This window comes from Geotalea daltonii FRC-32 (genome assembly GCF_000022265.1).
GTDB classification, from domain to species: Bacteria; Desulfobacterota; Desulfuromonadia; order Geobacterales; family Geobacteraceae; genus Geotalea; species Geotalea daltonii.
In genome coordinates, this window is the sequence record NC_011979.1 from 1,553,307 (window position 1) to 1,571,478 (window position 18,172).

14 protein-coding genes, 1 tRNA gene and 1 riboswitch are annotated in these 18,172 nt (G+C 53.3%); of the genes, 10 read left to right on the plus strand and 5 right to left on the minus strand.

What is annotated here, in order from left to right; all coding sequences use genetic code 11:
- Positions 1-10 precede the first annotated feature (10 nt).
- Positions 11-2,686 (plus strand): DNA polymerase I, encoded by a 2,676-nt coding sequence (gene polA / locus GEOB_RS07005; RefSeq protein ID WP_012646497.1) that lies wholly within the window; start codon positions 11-13, stop codon positions 2,684-2,686.
- 41 nt (positions 2,687-2,727) lie between these two features.
- On the opposite strand, the gene GEOB_RS07010 is transcribed toward polA, so the two are convergent.
- A complete protein-coding gene (locus GEOB_RS07010) occupies positions 2,728-3,822 on the minus strand; it encodes a GGDEF domain-containing protein (protein WP_012646498.1) in 1,095 nt (364 codons plus the stop codon).
- Positions 3,823-4,125: 303 nt separating this feature from the next.
- On the opposite strand from GEOB_RS07010, the gene GEOB_RS07015 reads away from it, so the two are divergent.
- The 6 genes from GEOB_RS07015 (at position 4,126) to GEOB_RS07040 (ending at position 9,696) form a co-directional block, all read left to right on the plus strand.
- A complete protein-coding gene (locus GEOB_RS07015) occupies positions 4,126-4,482 on the plus strand; it encodes a PilZ domain-containing protein (protein WP_012646499.1) in 357 nt (118 codons plus the stop codon).
- Between the two features lie 159 nt (positions 4,483-4,641).
- Positions 4,642-5,505 carry an OmpA/MotB family protein gene (locus GEOB_RS07020; protein ID WP_012646500.1) on the plus strand — a complete coding sequence of 288 codons (864 nt, stop codon included), beginning with the start codon at positions 4,642-4,644 and terminating at the stop codon, positions 5,503-5,505.
- A 65-nt stretch (positions 5,506-5,570) separates the two neighbouring features.
- Positions 5,571-6,266 (plus strand): Smr/MutS family protein, encoded by a 696-nt coding sequence (locus GEOB_RS07025; protein ID WP_012646501.1) that lies wholly within the window; start codon positions 5,571-5,573, stop codon positions 6,264-6,266.
- 92 nt (positions 6,267-6,358) lie between these two features.
- Positions 6,359-6,462: riboswitch (SAM riboswitch) on the plus strand.
- A 111-nt stretch (positions 6,463-6,573) separates the two neighbouring features.
- Positions 6,574-7,728: a trans-sulfuration enzyme family protein gene (locus tag GEOB_RS07030; RefSeq protein WP_012646502.1), complete on the plus strand. Its 1,155-nt coding sequence runs from the start codon at positions 6,574-6,576 to the stop codon at positions 7,726-7,728.
- Entirely contained in the window at positions 7,725-8,861 is a 1,137-nt protein-coding gene (locus tag GEOB_RS07035; RefSeq protein WP_012646503.1) for a trans-sulfuration enzyme family protein, read from the plus strand. Before GEOB_RS07030 ends, GEOB_RS07035 begins: the two co-directional genes overlap by 4 nt.
- A 22-nt stretch (positions 8,862-8,883) precedes the next feature.
- On the plus strand, positions 8,884-9,696 hold the full coding sequence (locus GEOB_RS07040; protein ID WP_012646504.1) for an epoxyqueuosine reductase: 813 nt from the start codon (positions 8,884-8,886) through the stop codon (positions 9,694-9,696).
- Positions 9,697-9,763: 67 nt separating this feature from the next.
- On the opposite strand, the gene GEOB_RS07045 is transcribed toward GEOB_RS07040, so the two are convergent.
- The 4 genes from GEOB_RS07045 to thiD all read right to left on the minus strand — a co-directional run bounded on the left by GEOB_RS07045 (position 9,764) and on the right by thiD (position 14,217).
- On the minus strand, positions 9,764-10,939 hold the full coding sequence (locus GEOB_RS07045; protein WP_195892563.1) for an acyltransferase family protein: 1,176 nt from the start codon (positions 10,937-10,939) through the stop codon (positions 9,764-9,766).
- Between the two features lie 330 nt (positions 10,940-11,269).
- Positions 11,270-11,345: transfer RNA gene (locus GEOB_RS07050), tRNA-Thr, on the minus strand.
- A gap of 65 nt (positions 11,346-11,410) precedes the next feature.
- Positions 11,411-12,721: a phosphomethylpyrimidine synthase ThiC gene (gene thiC / locus GEOB_RS07055; RefSeq protein WP_012646506.1), complete on the minus strand. Its 1,311-nt coding sequence runs from the start codon at positions 12,719-12,721 to the stop codon at positions 11,411-11,413.
- 2 nt (positions 12,722-12,723) lie between these two features.
- Positions 12,724-14,217: a bifunctional hydroxymethylpyrimidine kinase/phosphomethylpyrimidine kinase gene (thiD, locus tag GEOB_RS07060; protein WP_012646507.1), complete on the minus strand. Its 1,494-nt coding sequence runs from the start codon at positions 14,215-14,217 to the stop codon at positions 12,724-12,726.
- 385 nt (positions 14,218-14,602) lie between these two features.
- Between thiD and alr the strand changes: the two genes are divergently transcribed.
- The 3 genes from alr to GEOB_RS07075 all read left to right on the plus strand — a co-directional run bounded on the left by alr (position 14,603) and on the right by GEOB_RS07075 (position 18,149).
- Entirely contained in the window at positions 14,603-15,730 is a 1,128-nt protein-coding gene (alr, locus tag GEOB_RS07065) for an alanine racemase (protein WP_041267088.1), read from the plus strand.
- 126 nt (positions 15,731-15,856) lie between these two features.
- Positions 15,857-16,897, plus strand: a complete 1,041-nt coding sequence (gene selD, locus GEOB_RS07070) for a selenide, water dikinase SelD (protein WP_012646509.1) — start codon at positions 15,857-15,859, stop codon at positions 16,895-16,897.
- A complete protein-coding gene (locus GEOB_RS07075) occupies positions 16,884-18,149 on the plus strand; it encodes an ASKHA domain-containing protein (protein WP_012646510.1) in 1,266 nt (421 codons plus the stop codon). Before selD ends, GEOB_RS07075 begins: the two co-directional genes overlap by 14 nt.
- The last annotated feature ends 23 nt before the right edge of the window (positions 18,150-18,172 follow it).

An 18,172-nucleotide genomic window follows, 5' to 3' on the forward strand; every position in this document is an offset into this window, starting at 1 on the left:
GGGAACAGATATGCCTGAAAAACCAAAGCTTTACCTCATTGACGGTTCGTCCTACATCTACCGGGCCTATTATGCCATCAGACACCTTTCTTCACCGAAGGGCTTTCCCACCAATGCTCTCTACGGCTTTATCCAAATGCTGCTCAAGGTGGTGAAGGACCGGAAGCCGGACCATCTGGCGGTAGTCTTCGATGCCGGAAAGCTGACCTTCCGCAATGAGATCTATCCAGCCTATAAGGCAAACCGTTCTGCCATGCCCGACGACCTGCGCCTGCAGATAGAGCCGATCAAAGAGGCAGTTCGCGCCTTCAGGATCCCTGTGCTGGAGCTGCCCGGCTTCGAGGCGGACGACATCATCGGCACCATCGCCTGCGATTGTGAAAAAAAGGGGATGGCTGCAGTCATTGTAACCGGCGACAAGGATCTGATGCAGATTGTCACCGACAGCGTCACTCTCCTCGACACTATGAAAGACAAGGCATCGGGCCCTGCCGAGGTGGTCGAGCGTTTCGGCGTTCCACCCGAACGGGTGGTGGATATTCTGGCTCTGGCTGGCGATTCTTCCGACAATATACCGGGGATTCCCGGCATAGGGGAAAAGACCGCCATCAAGCTGATTCAGGAGCATCATTCGCTGGATCAGCTCCTGGAAAACGCTTCTGTTGTCAAGGGGAAGGTTGGCGAACGTCTCCGTGAGTTTGCCGATCAGGCCCGCCTGTCCAGGCGGCTGGCAACCATTGAATGCAATGTGCCGGTTCCCTATTCCTATGGTGATTTTGCCGCTTCCCCTCCCGATAACCGTCTTCTCGGGGATCTATTCCGGGAATACGGCTTCACGACCCTGATGAAAGAACTGACCAGTGTCGCTACCCTCTCCAGCGACGACTACCGCACTATTCTCTCTGCCGGCGATTTTAGCGCACTGATGGATAAACTGGGCACCCAGTCCATCTTTGCCATTGACCTGGAGACCACCAGCCTCAATCCATTCGAAGCGGAAATTGTCGGGATCTCCTTCAGCTTCAGCGACCACCAGGCATATTACATCCCGGTCGCCCACCACTACCTGGGCGTTCCGGATCAGCTCTCCCTTGCCCACGTCCTTCAAGCACTGAGGCCCCTGCTTTTGGACCCGGCAATAAAGAAAATCGGCCAGAACATCAAATATGACTATCAGGTGCTGCGCCGGGCCGGCATAGAGATGGAAGGCATCTGGTGCGATACCATGCTTGCCTCCTATCTGCTCAATCCCAACCGTTCCAGCCATGGCCTCAATGCGTTGGCTGTGGAACTGCTCGACCACAAGATGATCTCCTATGCCGACGTTGCCGGCAGTGGCAAGGACCAGAAGAATTTTGCCCAGGTAGAGGTGGAAAAAGCCTCGATCTATTCATGCGAGGATGCCGATGCCACCTGGCTGCTGCATAAGCTCTTTTTGCCGCAGATTGAAGAGTCTGGCATGGAGCGGCTGTTGTTCGAACTGGAGATGCCGCTGGTGAAGATTCTTGCCGAGATGGAACTGTACGGAGTCAAGCTGGACCTTGTCCTGTTACAGAAGCTGTCTGCGGGTTTCGGTAGTCAGCTGGCAGAGCTGGAGCGTGAAATATTCCAGTGTGCCGGAACGACCTTCAACATCAACTCCCCTAAACAGCTGGGCGAGGTTCTTTTTGAACATCTGCAGCTACCCTGTGGGAAGAAAACCAAGACCAAGACCGGCTGGTCGACCAACGTGGATGAGCTGGAGAGGCTTGCCGCCGAACATGAGATAGGCAGGCTCATCCTCCAGTACCGAAGCCTGTCCAAGTTGAAGTCCACCTATACCGATGCATTGCCCAAACTAGTTTACAGCGAGTCCGGCCGCATCCATACCTCCTACAACCAGGCGGTCACCAATACCGGCCGGCTTTCCTCGTCGGAACCAAATCTGCAGAATATACCGATCCGTTCCGAAGAGGGGCGCAGTATCAGGCATGCCTTCATTGCCGAGGAAGGCTGTCTCATCCTGTCTGCCGACTACTCCCAGATTGAACTGCGGGTATTGGCCCATCTCTCCCAGGACCGGGTCTTCTGCGATGCCTTTGCCAAAGACGAGGATATTCACACCAGGACAGCTGCCGAGGTCTTCGGCCTTTTCCCGGGAATGGTTACCCCGGAGATGCGCCGCCAGGCCAAAACCATCAATTTCGGTGTCATCTACGGTCAGGGTCCCTTCAGCCTGGCAAAGGAACTGGGCGTATCCACCAAGGTGGCAAAGGAGTTCATCGACAACTACTTCGACCGCCATGCCGGAGCCAGAGTCTTTCTTGACGGCTGTGTCCGCGAGGCCGAGGCCAAAGGACATGTCACGACTATCCTCGGCCGCCGTCTGCCCATTCCCGACATCAACAGCACCAACGGCAACATCCGTTCCTTTGCCCAGCGCAACGCCATAAACTACCCGATCCAGGGCTCGGCAGCCGATATCATCAAGCAGGCGATGGTACGGGTAAGCGGGCGGATGCGGCGGGAAGGCCTGAAAAGCCGCCTGATCATGCAGGTGCACGATGAGCTGGTATTCGAGGTGCCGCTGGAGGAAAAACTAACTATGGAAAAACTGGTCTGCCACGAGATGGAAAATGCGTTGACTTTGAGGGTGCCGCTTAAGGTGGATGTGAACTTCGGGTCAAACTGGAGCGAAGCCCATTAGCAGCCTTTTGGCAGGCTGTCAGAAAGTTAAGATGCAGCAGGTCAGAGATTCCCGGCTCCGAGCATGGGGGCGCTAGCGGACTGGCTACCGGCATCTGGAGTTTTGCCGCGATTTTTGGCGATGTTGGCGCCGGTCTTGTCTGTGTGGATGCAGACCCGATTCTTCCCTTCCCGCTTTGCGCGGTACAGGGCGTTGTCTGCGCGGTGCACCAGCTCGCTGATCGGAATTTTTGCCGTATCGAAGGTACAGGCGATGCCGATGCTGACGGTCTGGCTGAAGTGCTGCCCGCCAAATGCAAAAGTCATGGCAGAGAACCTCATCCTCATGCGTTGGGCGATTTCTGTGGCTTTGGTTGATGGGGTGGCAGGCAGAACAACGGCAAATTCCTCACCGCCATAGCGTGCAACCAGGTCCGCTCCCCGACAACTTTCCCGGAGAATCGCGGCAAAGGTTGCCAGTACCTGATCGCCGGCAGCATGGCCGAAAGTGTCGTTAACCAGCTTGAAATCGTCCAGATCCAGAAGGAGCAATGACAATGGCATCAACTTGTGCAATTCTCCCTCTATAGACAATATTTCATCGAATACCCGCCGATTGTATAGTCCCGTCAACCCATCCCGCATTGCCAGTTCTTTGACCTTATTGAACTCCAGGGAGTTTTTCAGTGCCTGGGCAAAGTTTTCGGTGACGGTAGCAAGGAAATGCCTGGAAAAAACGCCTATTGCTTGCCTGTGGAGGCAGATCTCCACTTTTCCTATCTTTTCAGGTAGCTGGAAAGTAAACCAGCGTGTGGGTTTGTTGTCGCTGTCGGCCTCGCCTCCTGTCTCCAGTGTCGATTCTGCGCTTCTATCTTCCAGAGGTGAGAAGCTGAAGGTTTTGCAGCCGCTGTCCAGCTCAAGGGTAAAGACGATCCGTTGGTAGACGATGTAATCGAAGAGGATTCTTGATGCTATGGCACAGACATCATCGGGATCCAGAGTGGCATTTACTGCGCCCATGAATTTTGCCAGGAACAGTGCCTCATTCAGTTGTCGGATAAGATCCGGTGCTTTCTGACCACTCCCGTCATTGTCCTCGCCAGCCGGGTTAGATAAACCGATGTTTTCGACAGTCGAAAGTATCCGCTCCTTTTTCATGGTTCCCTATGCTCCCGAAGTTTTACAGCTTGAAATTGGATGTAAAACGTGAAGTAAATCACTATATGCAATATCTTTGCCATCTTTGTATAATGGTAATTGCTTTGCATTACAGGTATTTATTAGGTGCAGACGTAGAAAATTATCCCATTAGATTCATTTCAATGTCACCCAAGAAGTCAAAATAATGACTTCTTGGGTGACATTAGAAGGGATAACTCTTCCTTTCGCTTTAAAAAAAGATGTGGTAATCTGGCAACGTTTTAACGTAGACCCAAGGCATGGGTGAGGAAAGGACTTTTTGTGACGCAAAGAAAATTCGATCGGTTCAGTTTCAAGGCTGACGCTCATATTACCTATAATAATGTGACCTTCACGGGGGAAGTGGCAGACCTTAGTCTAAAAGGATTATTTGTCAAGACCACTCAGGTCATTGCCGTAAATGAACCGGTAAAGGTCAGCATAAACTTCAAGGGGTCTGAGGAGAAATTTTCCTTTACCATTCCGGCGACAGTTGTACGCAGGACTGATACCGGTATTGGCCTCAGTTTCAAAAGGATCGACATGGATTCGGTGCTCTGTGAAAAACGTGCCACAGATGGCCAAGAGGAAGCGGACGCTCTTAAGGAGTTTGTCGACGACGCGGATACATCTTCTTGATATTTTGAGAAACCTGCCGGGAGATGCCGGTTCTCCTGGTGGCATCTTGTCTCTGGGGTCAGTTCATTTGCCAACTGGTGCTTTATATCAATTGTCCATGGCTGCATGTTTTTGCGTAGAGGGTGGTTGACTGTCACCCATAAAAGGAGGAGGTTGATCATGTTGAGAAGAGTCTGCTTGATGGTAACGGTGTCGCTGCTTTCTCTCTGTCTGTCAGGTTGCCTGGTGGGCGAGGGCAAATATCTGAAGAAGGTGGAAGAGGCGGAATCGCTGAACAAGAGCCTGACATCGCTGCAGCAGCAATACGATGCCCTGTCGGCAGAAAATGAGATATTGAAGTCATCGGTGAGCAAGCTGACGAAGGATTTGGCTGCAGCCAACAAGGACAAGGAAAAACTTGCAGCCGATAACAAGGAACTGGACAAGGTGCTCAAGGCCAAATCGGATACCTTGTCAAAGAATATATCAGAGCTGAGGCAGAAGGTGACCGACCTGGAGACTGAGAATGCCAGGCTGAAGGACGAGATAGCAAACCTGAAGAAAGCAAAGGAAGAAGAGGTACAGAAAACCAGCAAGACATATGAGGATCTGCTGGAAAAAATGAAGAGTGAGATTTCCCAGGGTCAGGTGACCATCTCTGAGCTCAAGGGGAAGCTGACCGTCAATATGGTGGACGCTGTTCTCTTTGACTCCGGAAAGGCAGAAATCAAGCCGGAAGGACTCATTGTCCTGCAGAAGGTAATCGATATCCTGAAAAACATCAAGGACAAGTCTATCCGCATCGAGGGCCATACGGACAATGACCAGATAGGCGGTGCCCTGGCGAAAAAATACCAGACCAATTGGGAACTTTCCGCCGCTCGTGCCATAAATGTAACCCGTTATCTGCAGCAACAGGGCATTGATCCGCTCAACCTGTCGGCTATTGCCTACGGGGAATTCAAACCGGTTGCCGCCAATGATTCCCGTGAAGGTAAAGCAAAGAACAGGCGGATCGAGATCATCCTTGTACCAAAGGAGTAGGTGCACCTGCATTGTGAAAATAACTGAAAGGATAAGGGCCCGTCTTCGGCTCCCTCTGCAACTGGATGAAAAAAGAAAAAAAGCAGCCTTTGCCGAAAGAAGGAAACTTCTCCCATAACCCCTTCAAATCACTGAAAGGCATCGAGGCGAAACCAGCCACTGACTCCAAAAAGCCGGTGTCTCCTCCGCCAGCAACTGAACCACCGCCTGCCGTTGACGATGATCTGACTCTGTTTCTCCGTGAAGTGGCCGATGTGCGGAGAATGGACGAAAATACAAAGACTTCAGGTAAAGCTGTTCCATCGAAACCGCCAGTTGTACAGCGGATTGACGATAGCGAAAGGAAGGTCTTTCTCAAGGCGTTGGAAAAGCTGGAAATGGATGTGGTCTTTCAGGATGAGTTGCCCGATGATGTGGAACCCCTGCGGCCCTTGAACCAAAACAGGCTGCGGCAGCTCAGGCGTGGGACGATCCGCATCGACTTTCAGCTGGATCTTCATGGCCTGACCAGGGATGAGGCAGTGGAAAGCTTGGCTCGATTCGTGACAGGCGCCTATAATCGCGCACAGAAGGCAGTCCTGGTTATTACCGGAAAAGGAAACAACTCTTCCGGCGAGCCCGTGTTGCAAGCGGCTGTTGCCGGCTGGCTGCGCGACAAGGGAAAGGAAATGGTCGCCGAATTCGCCCCGGCCCCTCGGCAGATGGGGGGGAGCGGCGCCTTTGTCGTCTTTTTGAAGGACAAGGTTCGGGTCCAGAAATAAAGCAAAAAATACATTGACACAAGACTATCACATTGATAGTGTATCAGTACGCTTTGTTGCAAGTGAATTAGTAAACAAACAACCGAATAACATTCTTATCAAGAGCGACTGAGGGACCGGCCCTGTGACGTCGCGGCAACCCCCTGCAAAGGGAAGGTGCCAAATCCTGCGAAACTTAGGTTTCGGGAGATAAGGAAGAGAAGAACATCACCAGAATCCTCTTCCTGCCCCGGAAGGGGATTTTTTCATTGCGGCAGATAAATTACGGTTCTCCGCACTGGTGAATAAATTAAATGGGGGTGACGCGATGCACATTTCGACAGAGGCAGTACAGATTGGGCTGGATTGGGATTCAAGGACGGGGGCGGTTACCGTTCCCATTTATCAGACTGCAACTTTCAGGCATCCCGGACTGGGGCAGAGTACCGGCTATGACTACAGCCGCTCGGGCAATCCGACCAGGCAGGCATTGGAAGAGGGCATTGCCCGTCTCGATGGGGGGGCGAGGGGTTTTGCCTATGCCTCGGGGATGGCAGCGATAACTAACCTGCTCATGCTGTTTCAGCGTGGCGACCACCTGATCGTCACAGAGGACCTGTACGGCGGCACTTACCGACTCTTCGAGCAGATCTTCCACCAGTACGGCCTGGAGTTCACCTATGTGGATACTTCCTCCCTGGACGAGGTGGCGGCAGCTCTTAAGCCCAATACCAAGGCACTCTTCGTTGAATCTCTGACCAATCCGCTGCTGAAGGTGGCGGACATTAGGGCTTTGAGCAACCTCTGCCGGGAGCGGCAGCTGCTCTGCATCGTCGACAATACTTTTCTGACGCCATACCTGCTCCGGCCACTGGACCTTGGGGCGGACATCACCGTTTACAGCGCCTCCAAATACCTGGCAGGTCATAATGACACCATTGCCGGTCTCGTTGTGGCGAAAGATCCCCAGCTCGCTGAGCGCATTTATTTCCTGCAGAACTCGGTCGGTGCCGTGCTGGGACCCCAGGATTCATGGCTGGTGATCCGCGGCATGAAAACTCTGAGCGTCAGGATGGACCGGCAGCAGGAAAATGCAGCTGCCCTGGCATCCTGGCTGGAGGGACACCCAACGGTGGCAAAAGTTCATTATCCGGGGCTTGCAGGACATGCAGGTCATGATCTATTGAAAGGCCAGGCTCGAGGATTCGGCGCCATGATAGCCTTCGAGGTAACCGATCCGGCATTGGTGGAGACGCTGCTGCTCAAGACGCGTTTGATCTCCTTTGCGGAAAGCCTTGGCGGGGTGGAGACCTTGATCACCTTCCCCGAGTTGCAGACCCATGCCGATATAAAGGCCGAGATAAGAGCCAGGTTGGGCATCAATAATGTACTGTTGCGGCTGTCGGTGGGAATCGAAGATGTCAACGATCTCATTGCAGATCTGGAACAGGCCTTTGCACAGGAAGAAAAGGGGGAAGCATGAAGTTCGGCACGCAGATCATTCACAACAAGCATAGCATCGATCCATACGCAAAGGGGCTGTCGGTGCCTATCTACCAAGTCTCCACCTTCGCCCAGGAGTCTGTTGACCATTTCGGCAAGTACGACTATGCCCGCTCGGGCAACCCCACCCGGGATGCACTGGAGGAGACGGTGGCGCTACTGGAAAACGGCAGCCACGGCTTTGCCTTCGCCTCGGGGATGGCGGCTATCTCCTCGGTGCTATTGCTCTTTTCCCCCGGCGACCATCTGGTCGTCTGCGAAGATGTCTACGGCGGCGCCTTCAGGGTACTGACCACCCTTTTCACGCGCTTGGGCATCCAATCGACTTTCGTGGATGCCACTGATCCGGCGAGAATTGCCGAAGCCATCACTCCCGCCACCAAAGCCATCTACCTGGAAACGCCTTCAAATCCACTGCTGAAGATTACAGACCTCCGGGCTGCTGTGGATCTGGCCAAGGAGCGAGGCCTGCTCACCCTGGTGGATAATACCTTCATGACTCCTTACCTGCAGAGGCCCTTGGATCTGGGCTGTGACATCGTCCTCCACAGTGGCACCAAATTTCTAAACGGCCACAGCGACGTCATCTGCGGTTTTGCCGTGGTGAAGGACGAAGGGCTTGGCAAGCAAATCAAGTTCATCCAGAACGCCTTCGGTGCGATACTCGGCCCACAGGATTGCTGGCTGGTGCTGCGCGGTCTGAAAACTCTGCGGGTCAGGATGGATGAGAGCCAGAAGAGCGCATTCAGCGTGGCCAATTGGCTGACCCAGCAGCGACGGGTGACGGAAGTTTTTTATCCCGGCCTGGAACAGCACCCGGGGTATGGGGTGCACAAGTCCCAGTCGGCGGGGCCGGGGGCGGTGTTGTCCTTCAAACTGGAAACGGTGGAACTGACCCACCGCCTGCTTGAGAAAATGGAATGTGCAGCCTTTGCCGTCAGCCTCGGTGGCGTCGAATCGATCATCTCCTACCCGCCGAAGATGTCCCATGCGGCCATGCCTGCAGAGGAGCGTGCTTCCCGGGGGATAACGGACAACCTGGTGCGGCTGTCCGTGGGGCTGGAGGAGACGGAGGATCTCATTGCCGACCTGGACCGGGTGATCAATTTCTAGCGGTTTTAGTGCAGGAGGCGCTATGGAAAAGACCATTATCGACCTCATACGCAGTTTTGTCCGTGACGATCCGGGTAACCGCCTTTCCGGCAACCGGGCTCCTTACTTTGACGAACCGCTGATCGGTTTTGCTTCCGCCGCCGATTCACTCTTTGTGGAGTACAAACGGATCATCGGCCCCTTTCATCATTCTCCAGCCGAAATCTTACCGGGAGCGAAAACGGTCATCAGCTGGGTGTTGCCGATCAGCCGTGTCACCAGGGAAACCAACCGGCAGGAGGAGCAGTGGCCCTCCCGTGAATGGGCGGTGACCCGCAACAGTGGCGAGGCCTTCAACTCATCGCTGCGTCGCCACCTGGTAGCTTGGCTGGAAGAACAGGGGCACCGGGCCGTGGCCCCCCAACTGGCACCGGGTTGGCGGCAGATTGACGAGACTCCCATCGGTATTGCCTCCACCTGGTCAGAGCGTCACGCAGCCTATGCCGCTGGGCTTGGTACCTTCAGCCTCAACGACGGCCTCATTACCCCTCGCGGCATAGCCCACCGACTGGGGAGCGTCATCACCGACCTTTCCCTTGCTCCGACACCGCGCACCTCCCTTGACTATCGCCATAACTGCCTCTGGTACCGTCAGGGAACCTGCGGTGCCTGCATCGGTCGATGCCCTGCAGGAGCACTTTCATTTCAGGGGCATAACAAGAGCATCTGTCGGGATTATGTCTATGGCGCCGCTCCTGCAGCGGTCGCAGAAGCGTATGGCGTGAACCAGACGGGCTGCGGCCTATGCCAGACACGTGTGTCGTGCGAGGCCATGGTGCCTGCATCGAAGAATTAACCCCCTGGAAAGAGAAAGCAGATGATCAAGTGGATCAATGGAATGACGGGTTCGAAGAAGCGATGCTTCAGGATATGTTGTCAGCCACAGATCTTGGCACAACTCTGCTGTCCGTATCCACAGGCTTGTTCTCAAAAAATCTCTTTGCCAAAAGGAAATGCTTTTCATAGGCATGCCAAATAACTATTGATGTCAGCAGCGATACTATTATTGATGCTAAAAAAAACGAAAAGGAAATGATGAGATAACTTGAGGAGATATTTTTAAATAGCTGTTCCCAAAGGATGGCATTAATTACCATGTGAACGATATAAATACAGTAACTGTGCTTACCGAATAGCCGCAATGCTCCATTATCAAAAAAGCGAACCAATATATTGCGCTTTGGTAAGAAGAGGATGAGATTGATAATACTGACAAAGAAAATCGCATGTAGTGTGTAACCAAAACTCAGGCTGGCGAACCAGCTACCATTTTCTGCCCATCTATAGTTAAGATAAATTACAAATATATTTATAGCTGAAGCCAGAAATGCAAAGTAGTATTTCCAAATATTAAGAAATTCCCTTATTCCAGAGCGAATAAAAACGGCCAACAATGCCCCGATTAAGATGGCATCCATCCGACAGAATGTCCAGCTGGCAGCCCAGTAGCGCCAACCTCTAGCATAGAAAAAAAGGCTTGTCCTCAAGACTAATGCGATAATCACAAGGATTATGGCTATTCTGGCGACGCTTTGAGGTTTGCAGTAGAAGACCATAATCGGCCAGACCAGATAAAAATGTTCTTCAACCGCCAATGACCACATTGGTGCAAGCAAGTACTGGTTAAGTGTACCGTCAGGTACTATCAGGAAGTTCTGCAAGTATGAGTAGTAGATCAAGTGGATGTTTGGTGCTAACTGGCTATTGAAATAATCGACTAATTGCGGGGTTATAAAGAAAATGCCAGTTATGGCAAGATAATACAGTGGGAAGATACGCAAGATTCTTCGACTAAAAAAATTAATGAAGAACCTGTCTGTATTTTTGCTTTTTAGTAAAATGCCTGTTATTAAAAAACCGGAAAGGACAAAGAATAAATCAACTCCCAACCTGCCATATAAACTTGTCTCATGCATCGCCTTGTCAAGAGATGATAAACTTGGAACAGATACTCCGAAGGAATGTACATAAAGCACCATGAGTATTGCCCATCCGCGAATCCCGTCCAATGCAGGAATATTACGATCAACATCATCCATGTAACAAGCCATAGTCTCCCACCCCAAGGAAAGAAATAAATTCAAATTTTGCTTGGATTGTATTTGCTCTGTAACGTGTAGTTTTTCATTAATTTACTATACTCTGTGAAGGCTTTTGTATAAACCTTTTGGTAGGTGCATTCAAGGTTAATTTTGATGATGGCAGTATTTGTAGGCGCGGCAGATATAGGGCAATTGCATAAAAGCGAATATCATTGGCCTCTTTTCATAACTACACACCTGCTTAGCTTTTTATAGAGGCATGGACTGGGGACGTTGCATCGAAACAAAAAGGGTTTACAGCTGCGCGCTGTAAACCCTTGTAGTTACTGGAGCCATCTAACGGAGTCGAACCGTCGACCTACTGATTACGAATCAGTTGCTCTACCAACTGAGCTAAGATGGCCAATCGAGCTATTCTATTATATCAATTCCTGCGTCAAGTCAACCCATTTGCAGGCATACGGTCATTTACTTGGCCTTGGCCGCCTGTTTTTCCATGGCGTCATCCATAACCTTGTAAGCACAAAACTCACCGCACATGGTGCAGGCGCCATGCTCTGCAACCCCTGATTCGGCGCGGAGTCGCCGGGCTTTTTCCGGATCGATGGCCAAGGCAAACTGCCCTTCCCAGTCGAGCTTTTTCCTGCAGCGGGCCATCTGGATATCCTTCTCCATGGCGCCCTTGACCCCTTTGACGATATCCGCAGCATGGCCGGCGATGCGGGAGGCGATGACTCCCTCGCGGACATCGTCGACGGTGGGTAGGCGGAGGTGTTCGCTCGGCGTGACATAGCAGAGGAAGTCGGCGCCGGCGGCAGCGGCGATGGTGCCGCCGATGGCGCTGGTGATGTGGTCATAGCCGGGGGCGATATCCGTGACCAGCGGCCCAAGCACATAGAATGGTGCGCCGTGGCAGAGCCGCTTCTGCAACTGGATATTTGCCTCGATCTGACTTAGGGGCATGTGGCCCGGGCCCTCGATCATCACCTGGACGCCGAAATCCTGGGCCCGTTGTGTCAGTTCGCCGAGGAGGATCAGCTCATGGATTTGGGCGCGATCGGTGGCATCGGCCAGACAGCCGGGGCGAAAGCCGTCGCCGAGGGAGAGGGTCATGTCATAGGCCTTGGTGATCTCCAGCAGCCGGTCGAAGTGTTCGAAGAGCGGATTTTCCTTCCTGTTGTAGGTCATCCACTCGATGGTGAATGCACCGCCGCGGGAGACCACGTCCATGATTCTGCCTTCGTTGCGCATCCGCTCCACAGTGCTTCTGGTGACGCCGCAATGCACGGTGATGAAGTCGACGCCATCTTCGGCGTGCTTGATGATTCCTTCGAAAATATCGTCAACCGTCATGTCGACGATGGCCTTGTTCTTGGTCCGGACAGCATCCAGCGCTGCCTGATAGAGAGGCACCGAGCCGATGCAGGCAGTAGTTTCGGCTATGATGGCGCGCCTTATTTCGTCCACAGGCCCGCCGGTGGAAAGGTCCATGATGGCGTCGGCACCGTGTTTGACAGCGACCCTGGCCTTTTCCAGTTCCTTGGCGATATCCAGATCGTCGGCCGAACTGCCGATATTGGCGTTGATCTTGGTGCGGAGTCCTTTGCCCACAGCCAGAGGGCGGCCATTGCCATGTTTTATGTTGTGGCAGATGATGATATTTCCAGCAACCAGCCCGTCACGGATGAATTCCGGGGAAATGCCTTCGGCAAGGGCTGCTTCCTTCATTTCCTTGGTAACGATGCCCTGGCGGGCAGATTCCAGTTGTGTCTTTTCCATAGTTACTCCTGACATGGCACGCCTTGTTGACAGCGGACCTTTTGTGCTGCCATATAATGGTTTACCGGCCCGTGTCCTTTACCTAAAGGGTGGGCCAGTTTTATTGCAGCGGTGATGAATTCCTTGGCGCGGGCAACCGCCTGCGGCAGCGGCTCGCCTTGGGCCAGGAATGTGGAAATGGCCGAGGCCAACGTGCAGCCGGTGCCATGGGTGTTTTTGGTGAGAATGCGCGGCACAGGAAACTGGCTGAAGTTTTTCCCGTCAAAAAGGATGTCCACGGCAGTTCCTTCTGCCAGATGGCCTCCTTTTACGAGTACGTTCCTGGCTCCCATCTGGTGCAGGGTTTTGGCAGCCCGTTGCATGTCATCCTCACAGCTTACGGTGAAGCCTGTCAATTTCTCAGCTTCCGGAATGTTCGGTGTCAGCAGGTAGGCGCACGGGAGAAGTCTCTTCTTGAAGATGGCCAATGCTTCCCGGTCGATAAGTTCTGCTCCACCCTTGGCCAGCATCACCGGATCTATGATGATGATCTTTTTGCCATACTGCTGCAGCTTGTCGGCGATGATGCCGATGTTGTCTGCAGAGAAAAGCATGCCTGTCTTTACCACGTCTACATGGATGTCGGACAGAACGGAATCCAGTTGCTGGGCCAGGAATTCTGCAGGCACACCATGGATGGCTGCGACTCCGCGGGTATTCTGGGCTGTGAGGGCAGTCATTGCCGACGCACCATAGGAGCCGAGAAGGGTGATGGTTTTCAGGTCGGCCTGAATACCGGCCCCGCCGCCGGAATCGCTGCCGGCGATGGTAAGGACATTGCCGCGGGGGAATTGTGCTCTGCGGTTGAAAAGAAGTGCAAGTTCGGCAGCTGCCAGACCCGGCTCCCTGTGCCCCAGGATCGCCGAAATAACCGCCAGGGCGTCTGCGCCGTTATCGACTATCTGACTGCCGTTGTCGCGATTGATACCCCCTATGGCAACGACAGGCAGTTTCACCCGTTCCTTTATTGCCGGCAATGCTTCAGGACCGGCCAGATGGCTGATCTCCTTGCTGTCGGTGGGAAACATGGCGCCCAGACCTATGTAATCGGCACCGTCGGACTGAGCCTTGAGGGCTTCTTCCATATTGTGGGTGGATACACCGATGATCTTTCGCGGGCCAAGCTCCCGCCGTGCCTCCAGCGGACTGCCGTCATCCTGTCCAAGATGAAGTCCGTCTGCGTCAAGGGCCTTGGCCAGCGCCAGATCATCATTGACGAGAAAGGTGACGCCTGCTTCGGCACATTGTTTTTTCAGCTGCAGGCCGATGGACAGTTTTTCGCCAGGCTCCCCTGTTTTCTTTCGGTATTGAACTACGCTTACACCGCTGTTGATGGCTACCTTCACCCGTTCGGCAAGTCGAATCCCTTCATCGGTAACCAGATAGACTCCCCTGATGGGGGAATTATTCAACTCCCGATCGACTACAAGACGGAGAAAATCTTTTCTGTTTTCCATGGACATCCTGCTACGAACGTAAAAGCCGGGGCAAAGCAGGAAAAGCCGCGGCAATAAGGTCGCGGCTTTTCAGAGGTAAATCGGTTATGTCTGGCCACTTTTCTCTGCGCCTGAAAATCCGGACAGTGCAAATGATTTCAGCGTCAGCCAAACTCATTCTATTGTTTGCTATTTCTGGATGTATACAAAAGTCACATAACCTAAAATATATTTGCTGTTTAGTCAATGATTTATTGCGAGTGCAAGATGGATTGTGCAGGTACAAAAAGAGCCGTTTCCGAGAAAAAGCAATTCACTTTACAGTGTCGGAGATACGTGCTAGAAAATCTTCCATCGCCCCATTAGGCAATTAGTCAATTACGGCAGATGGAGTCTGAAACTGATTATCGACAGTCGCCCTACCATAGCCGAGATCGATTTATCCGCTCTCAGGCACAATTTTCTTGAGGTAAAAAAGGTGGCCAGGCCGGGTTGCGGCCTGCTGGCGGTGGTCAAGGCCGATGCCTATGGCCACGGTTTCATGGATATTTCCCTGGAACTGGAATCCCTTGGAGTTACCGCCTTCGGTGTCGCTTTTCTGGCAGAAGGGATCCAGCTGCGCAAAAGCGGCATCGATCGCCCCATCCTGATCCTCGGAGGAATTTATCCCGGACAGGAAAAGAAATGCGTTGGCTTTAACATTTCCACGGCGGTTTTCAGCCTGGAGCAGGCCAAGGCTTTGGATGAAACAGCCCGAAAACTTTACCGCAAGGCCAAGGTCCATCTCAAGGTCGACACCGGCATGGGGCGCCTCGGCGTAACCATTGCCGAGGCCGGGGCTTTCCTGCGGGAATTGCGAGGCCTGAAAAATATCGAGCTGGAGGGTATTTTTTCCCATTTTGCTTCAGCCGACGAACTGGATGAAAGCGGTAACCGTTATACTGCACAGCAGGCGGAAATTTTTGCCCTGGTGCTGCAAGACGCGAAGAAAGTCGGCTTCTCTCCCACCTATGTGCACATTGCCAACAGTGCCGCTGCCTTCAGCAGGGATTTACCCTTTTGCAACCTGATGCGTCCGGGGATTGTCCTCTATGGGGCCTTGCCTTCCGCCGACTTCAAAGGGAAAATAGATGTGAAACCGGTAATGCGACTGAAAAGCAGGGTTGCCATGCTGAAATGGGTTGAACAGGATACCTCCATAAGCTATGCCCGTCGCTATGTGAGTCAGGGTAAAACCCTGGTGGCAAGCGTTCCGGTAGGCTATGCCGATGGTTATGACCGTGGCCTGACCAACAAAGGTGAAGCATTGATTCGTGGCCAGCGGGCAAGGGTGGCCGGCACTGTCTGCATGGACTGGATCATGCTTGATGTGACCCACATCCCCGGAGTCCAGGTGGGGGACGAGGTGACCCTGTTAGGCTGCGACGGCCAGGGCAACTGCATCCATGCGGAAGAGCTGGCGGAGTTGGCGGGCACCATTCCCTACGAGATATTCTGCGGGATCAGCAAGAGGGTGCCGCGCGTATATATTTAACTTATTTAGTTTCCGTCCGGGAAGGGTTCTTTTCTGCCCTGGCGGCGTCAATCTGCGGGCTTACTTGTGCGACGTACCGATGTACGTCTCCGCTCCTTTCCGATCCTTGAATTCACACAGGAACCAATGACCAAGCAGAAGATAAAATTGACCAATATGGTGAAAGCGGCAGGTTGAGCGGCCAAACTGGGCCCGGCGGGCCTGGAGAAAGCTCTGGCCGGTCTTCTGCAGTCTGATGACCCGGCTCTTCTCGTCGGTCCGGAGACTGCCGACGATGCGGGCGTGTACCGTATCGGCGAGGATCTGGCGCTGGTGGAGACCACTGACATCATCACCCCGCTGGTGGACGATCCATTCACCTTTGGCCGTATAGCTGCCGTCAATGCCCTTTCCGACGTCTATGCCATGGGTGGGCGGCCGGTGACGGCAATGAACCTGGCCTTCTTTCCGGCCTGCAACCTGCCGGGCGAGATTCTTGCCCGGATTCTCGCCGGAGGCAAGGATGCCATGGCTGAGGCTGGGGCATGCCTTGTCGGCGGCCACACGGTTGAAGACGATGAGCTGAAATATGGCTTGGCCGTTACCGGGCTGATCCATCCTGACCGGGTGATCAGGAACTCTGCCTCACGGCCCGGGGACAAGCTGATCCTGACCAAGCCGCTCGGTACAGGTATTGTATCGACCGCAATAAAGGCGGACATGATTTCTGCAGCAGATGCAACAGACGCTGCCGAATGGATGTGCAGGTTGAACAAGGTTGCCGCAGAGCTGATGGTGGAATGCGGCGCCCATGCCGCCACCGACGTTACCGGTTTCGGCCTCATCGGACACGCTTGCGAAATGGCCAATGGTGCAGGGGTGACCATCGGCATCCGCCTTTCCAGCATTCCGATCCTCTCCCCGGTTGGTACACTGATTGCTGATGGCCTGGTTCCGGCAGGCTGTTACCGTAACCGCGATTATTACCAGCCTTTCGTCGGCAAAGGCGGAACCATGGTAGACAAGCTTCTGCCGCTCTTTGATCCCCAGACCTCCGGCGGGCTCCTGATTTCCCTTGCCTCCTCTGCCGCAGACAATTTTCTGGCACGTGCCGCCAAAAGCGGCTGTTTTGCCGTCTGCATCGGCGAGGTACTGCCGCGCGGAGACTTCCCCATTGAGATCATCTGAACAACTGGCCCTGGCCTTTGATGTGGGGACGACGACCATTGCCGCGTCCCTTTTGAATCGGGTAACCGGGGAACGGCTGGCCTCAGCAGGCCGCCTGAATCCGCAGCGCGAATTCGGCGCTGATGTGGTGACCCGTCTGGCTGCAGCGCTGAGTTCCCATGAAGAATCACAGACAATGACCAGGCTCATCAATGGAGAGCTGGAGTCCCTTGCTACGGAGCTGTGCACCAAAGCCGGTGTCAATGTGGCTGATATAGCCAGCATGGCAGCTGCCGGTAATTCAGTTATCCAACATCTCCTCCTGGGCCTTCCCGTCAATTCACTTGCCTTTCCTCCCTACCGGCCCCTCTTTCCTTCGGGAATGAAGCTGCGCACCATAGAGCTGGGGTGGGCAATGGATGTTGACTGTCGTATACTCCCCATGCCCGGGGGGTATGTGGGAGGAGATCTGGTCGCTTTTCTTTTCGGTGCGTTAACGGAAGGCAAAACCGATGATAATCCCTGTCTTTATCTCGATCTTGGCACAAATGGCGAGATTGCCCTGGCAGCGGGGGAAAAGATATTCGCCACCTCTGCCGCTGCCGGTCCCGCCTTTGAAGCAGGTAATCTTGCCTGTGGCATGGTCGCCTTGCCTGGTGCCATCGATCGCATCAACCTGGACAAAGGCAGACCGGAAATCAATGTTATCGGTGACTGCAGTCCGGTCGGAATCTGCGGATCAGGGGCCATCGCCGCACTCGCTGCCATGCTTGAGCAGGGGGTAGTTGATGAGACCGGCCGTCTGTTGGCGCCGGAAGAAATTCCCTCCAATCTGGCAAACCATGTTCAGGAACGGCAAGGGGAGAATATTTTCGTTCTCTATCGTGATGCAAACCGCTGCATCTACCTCAGCCAAAACGATATTCGCCAGATCCAGCTGGCAAAAAGTGCTATCAGTGCAGGAATCGAAGTGCTGCTGTCCCATGCAGGGCTGAATAAAACGGATCTGAAGCAAGTGATTCTAACCGGCTCCTTTGGGGTTGTGCTTTCCTCACAAGACCTAAAAAATATTGGAATTTTCAGTGAAAACATGGTAAAAAACTGTCGCTTTGTCCATGAAGGGGCATTGCATGGTGTGGAAACTTCAATCCTTGCCGCAGATGATTTTGCCTCTCTTGATAAACTTGCTGAGGCGATCAAAGTTATCCCCTTGTCTGGTACCCCTGCCTTTGAGAAAAATTTTTTTGAGTACATGAATTTCCCGAAGCAATAAAAGTGCAGCTTGTCACGGTTGCT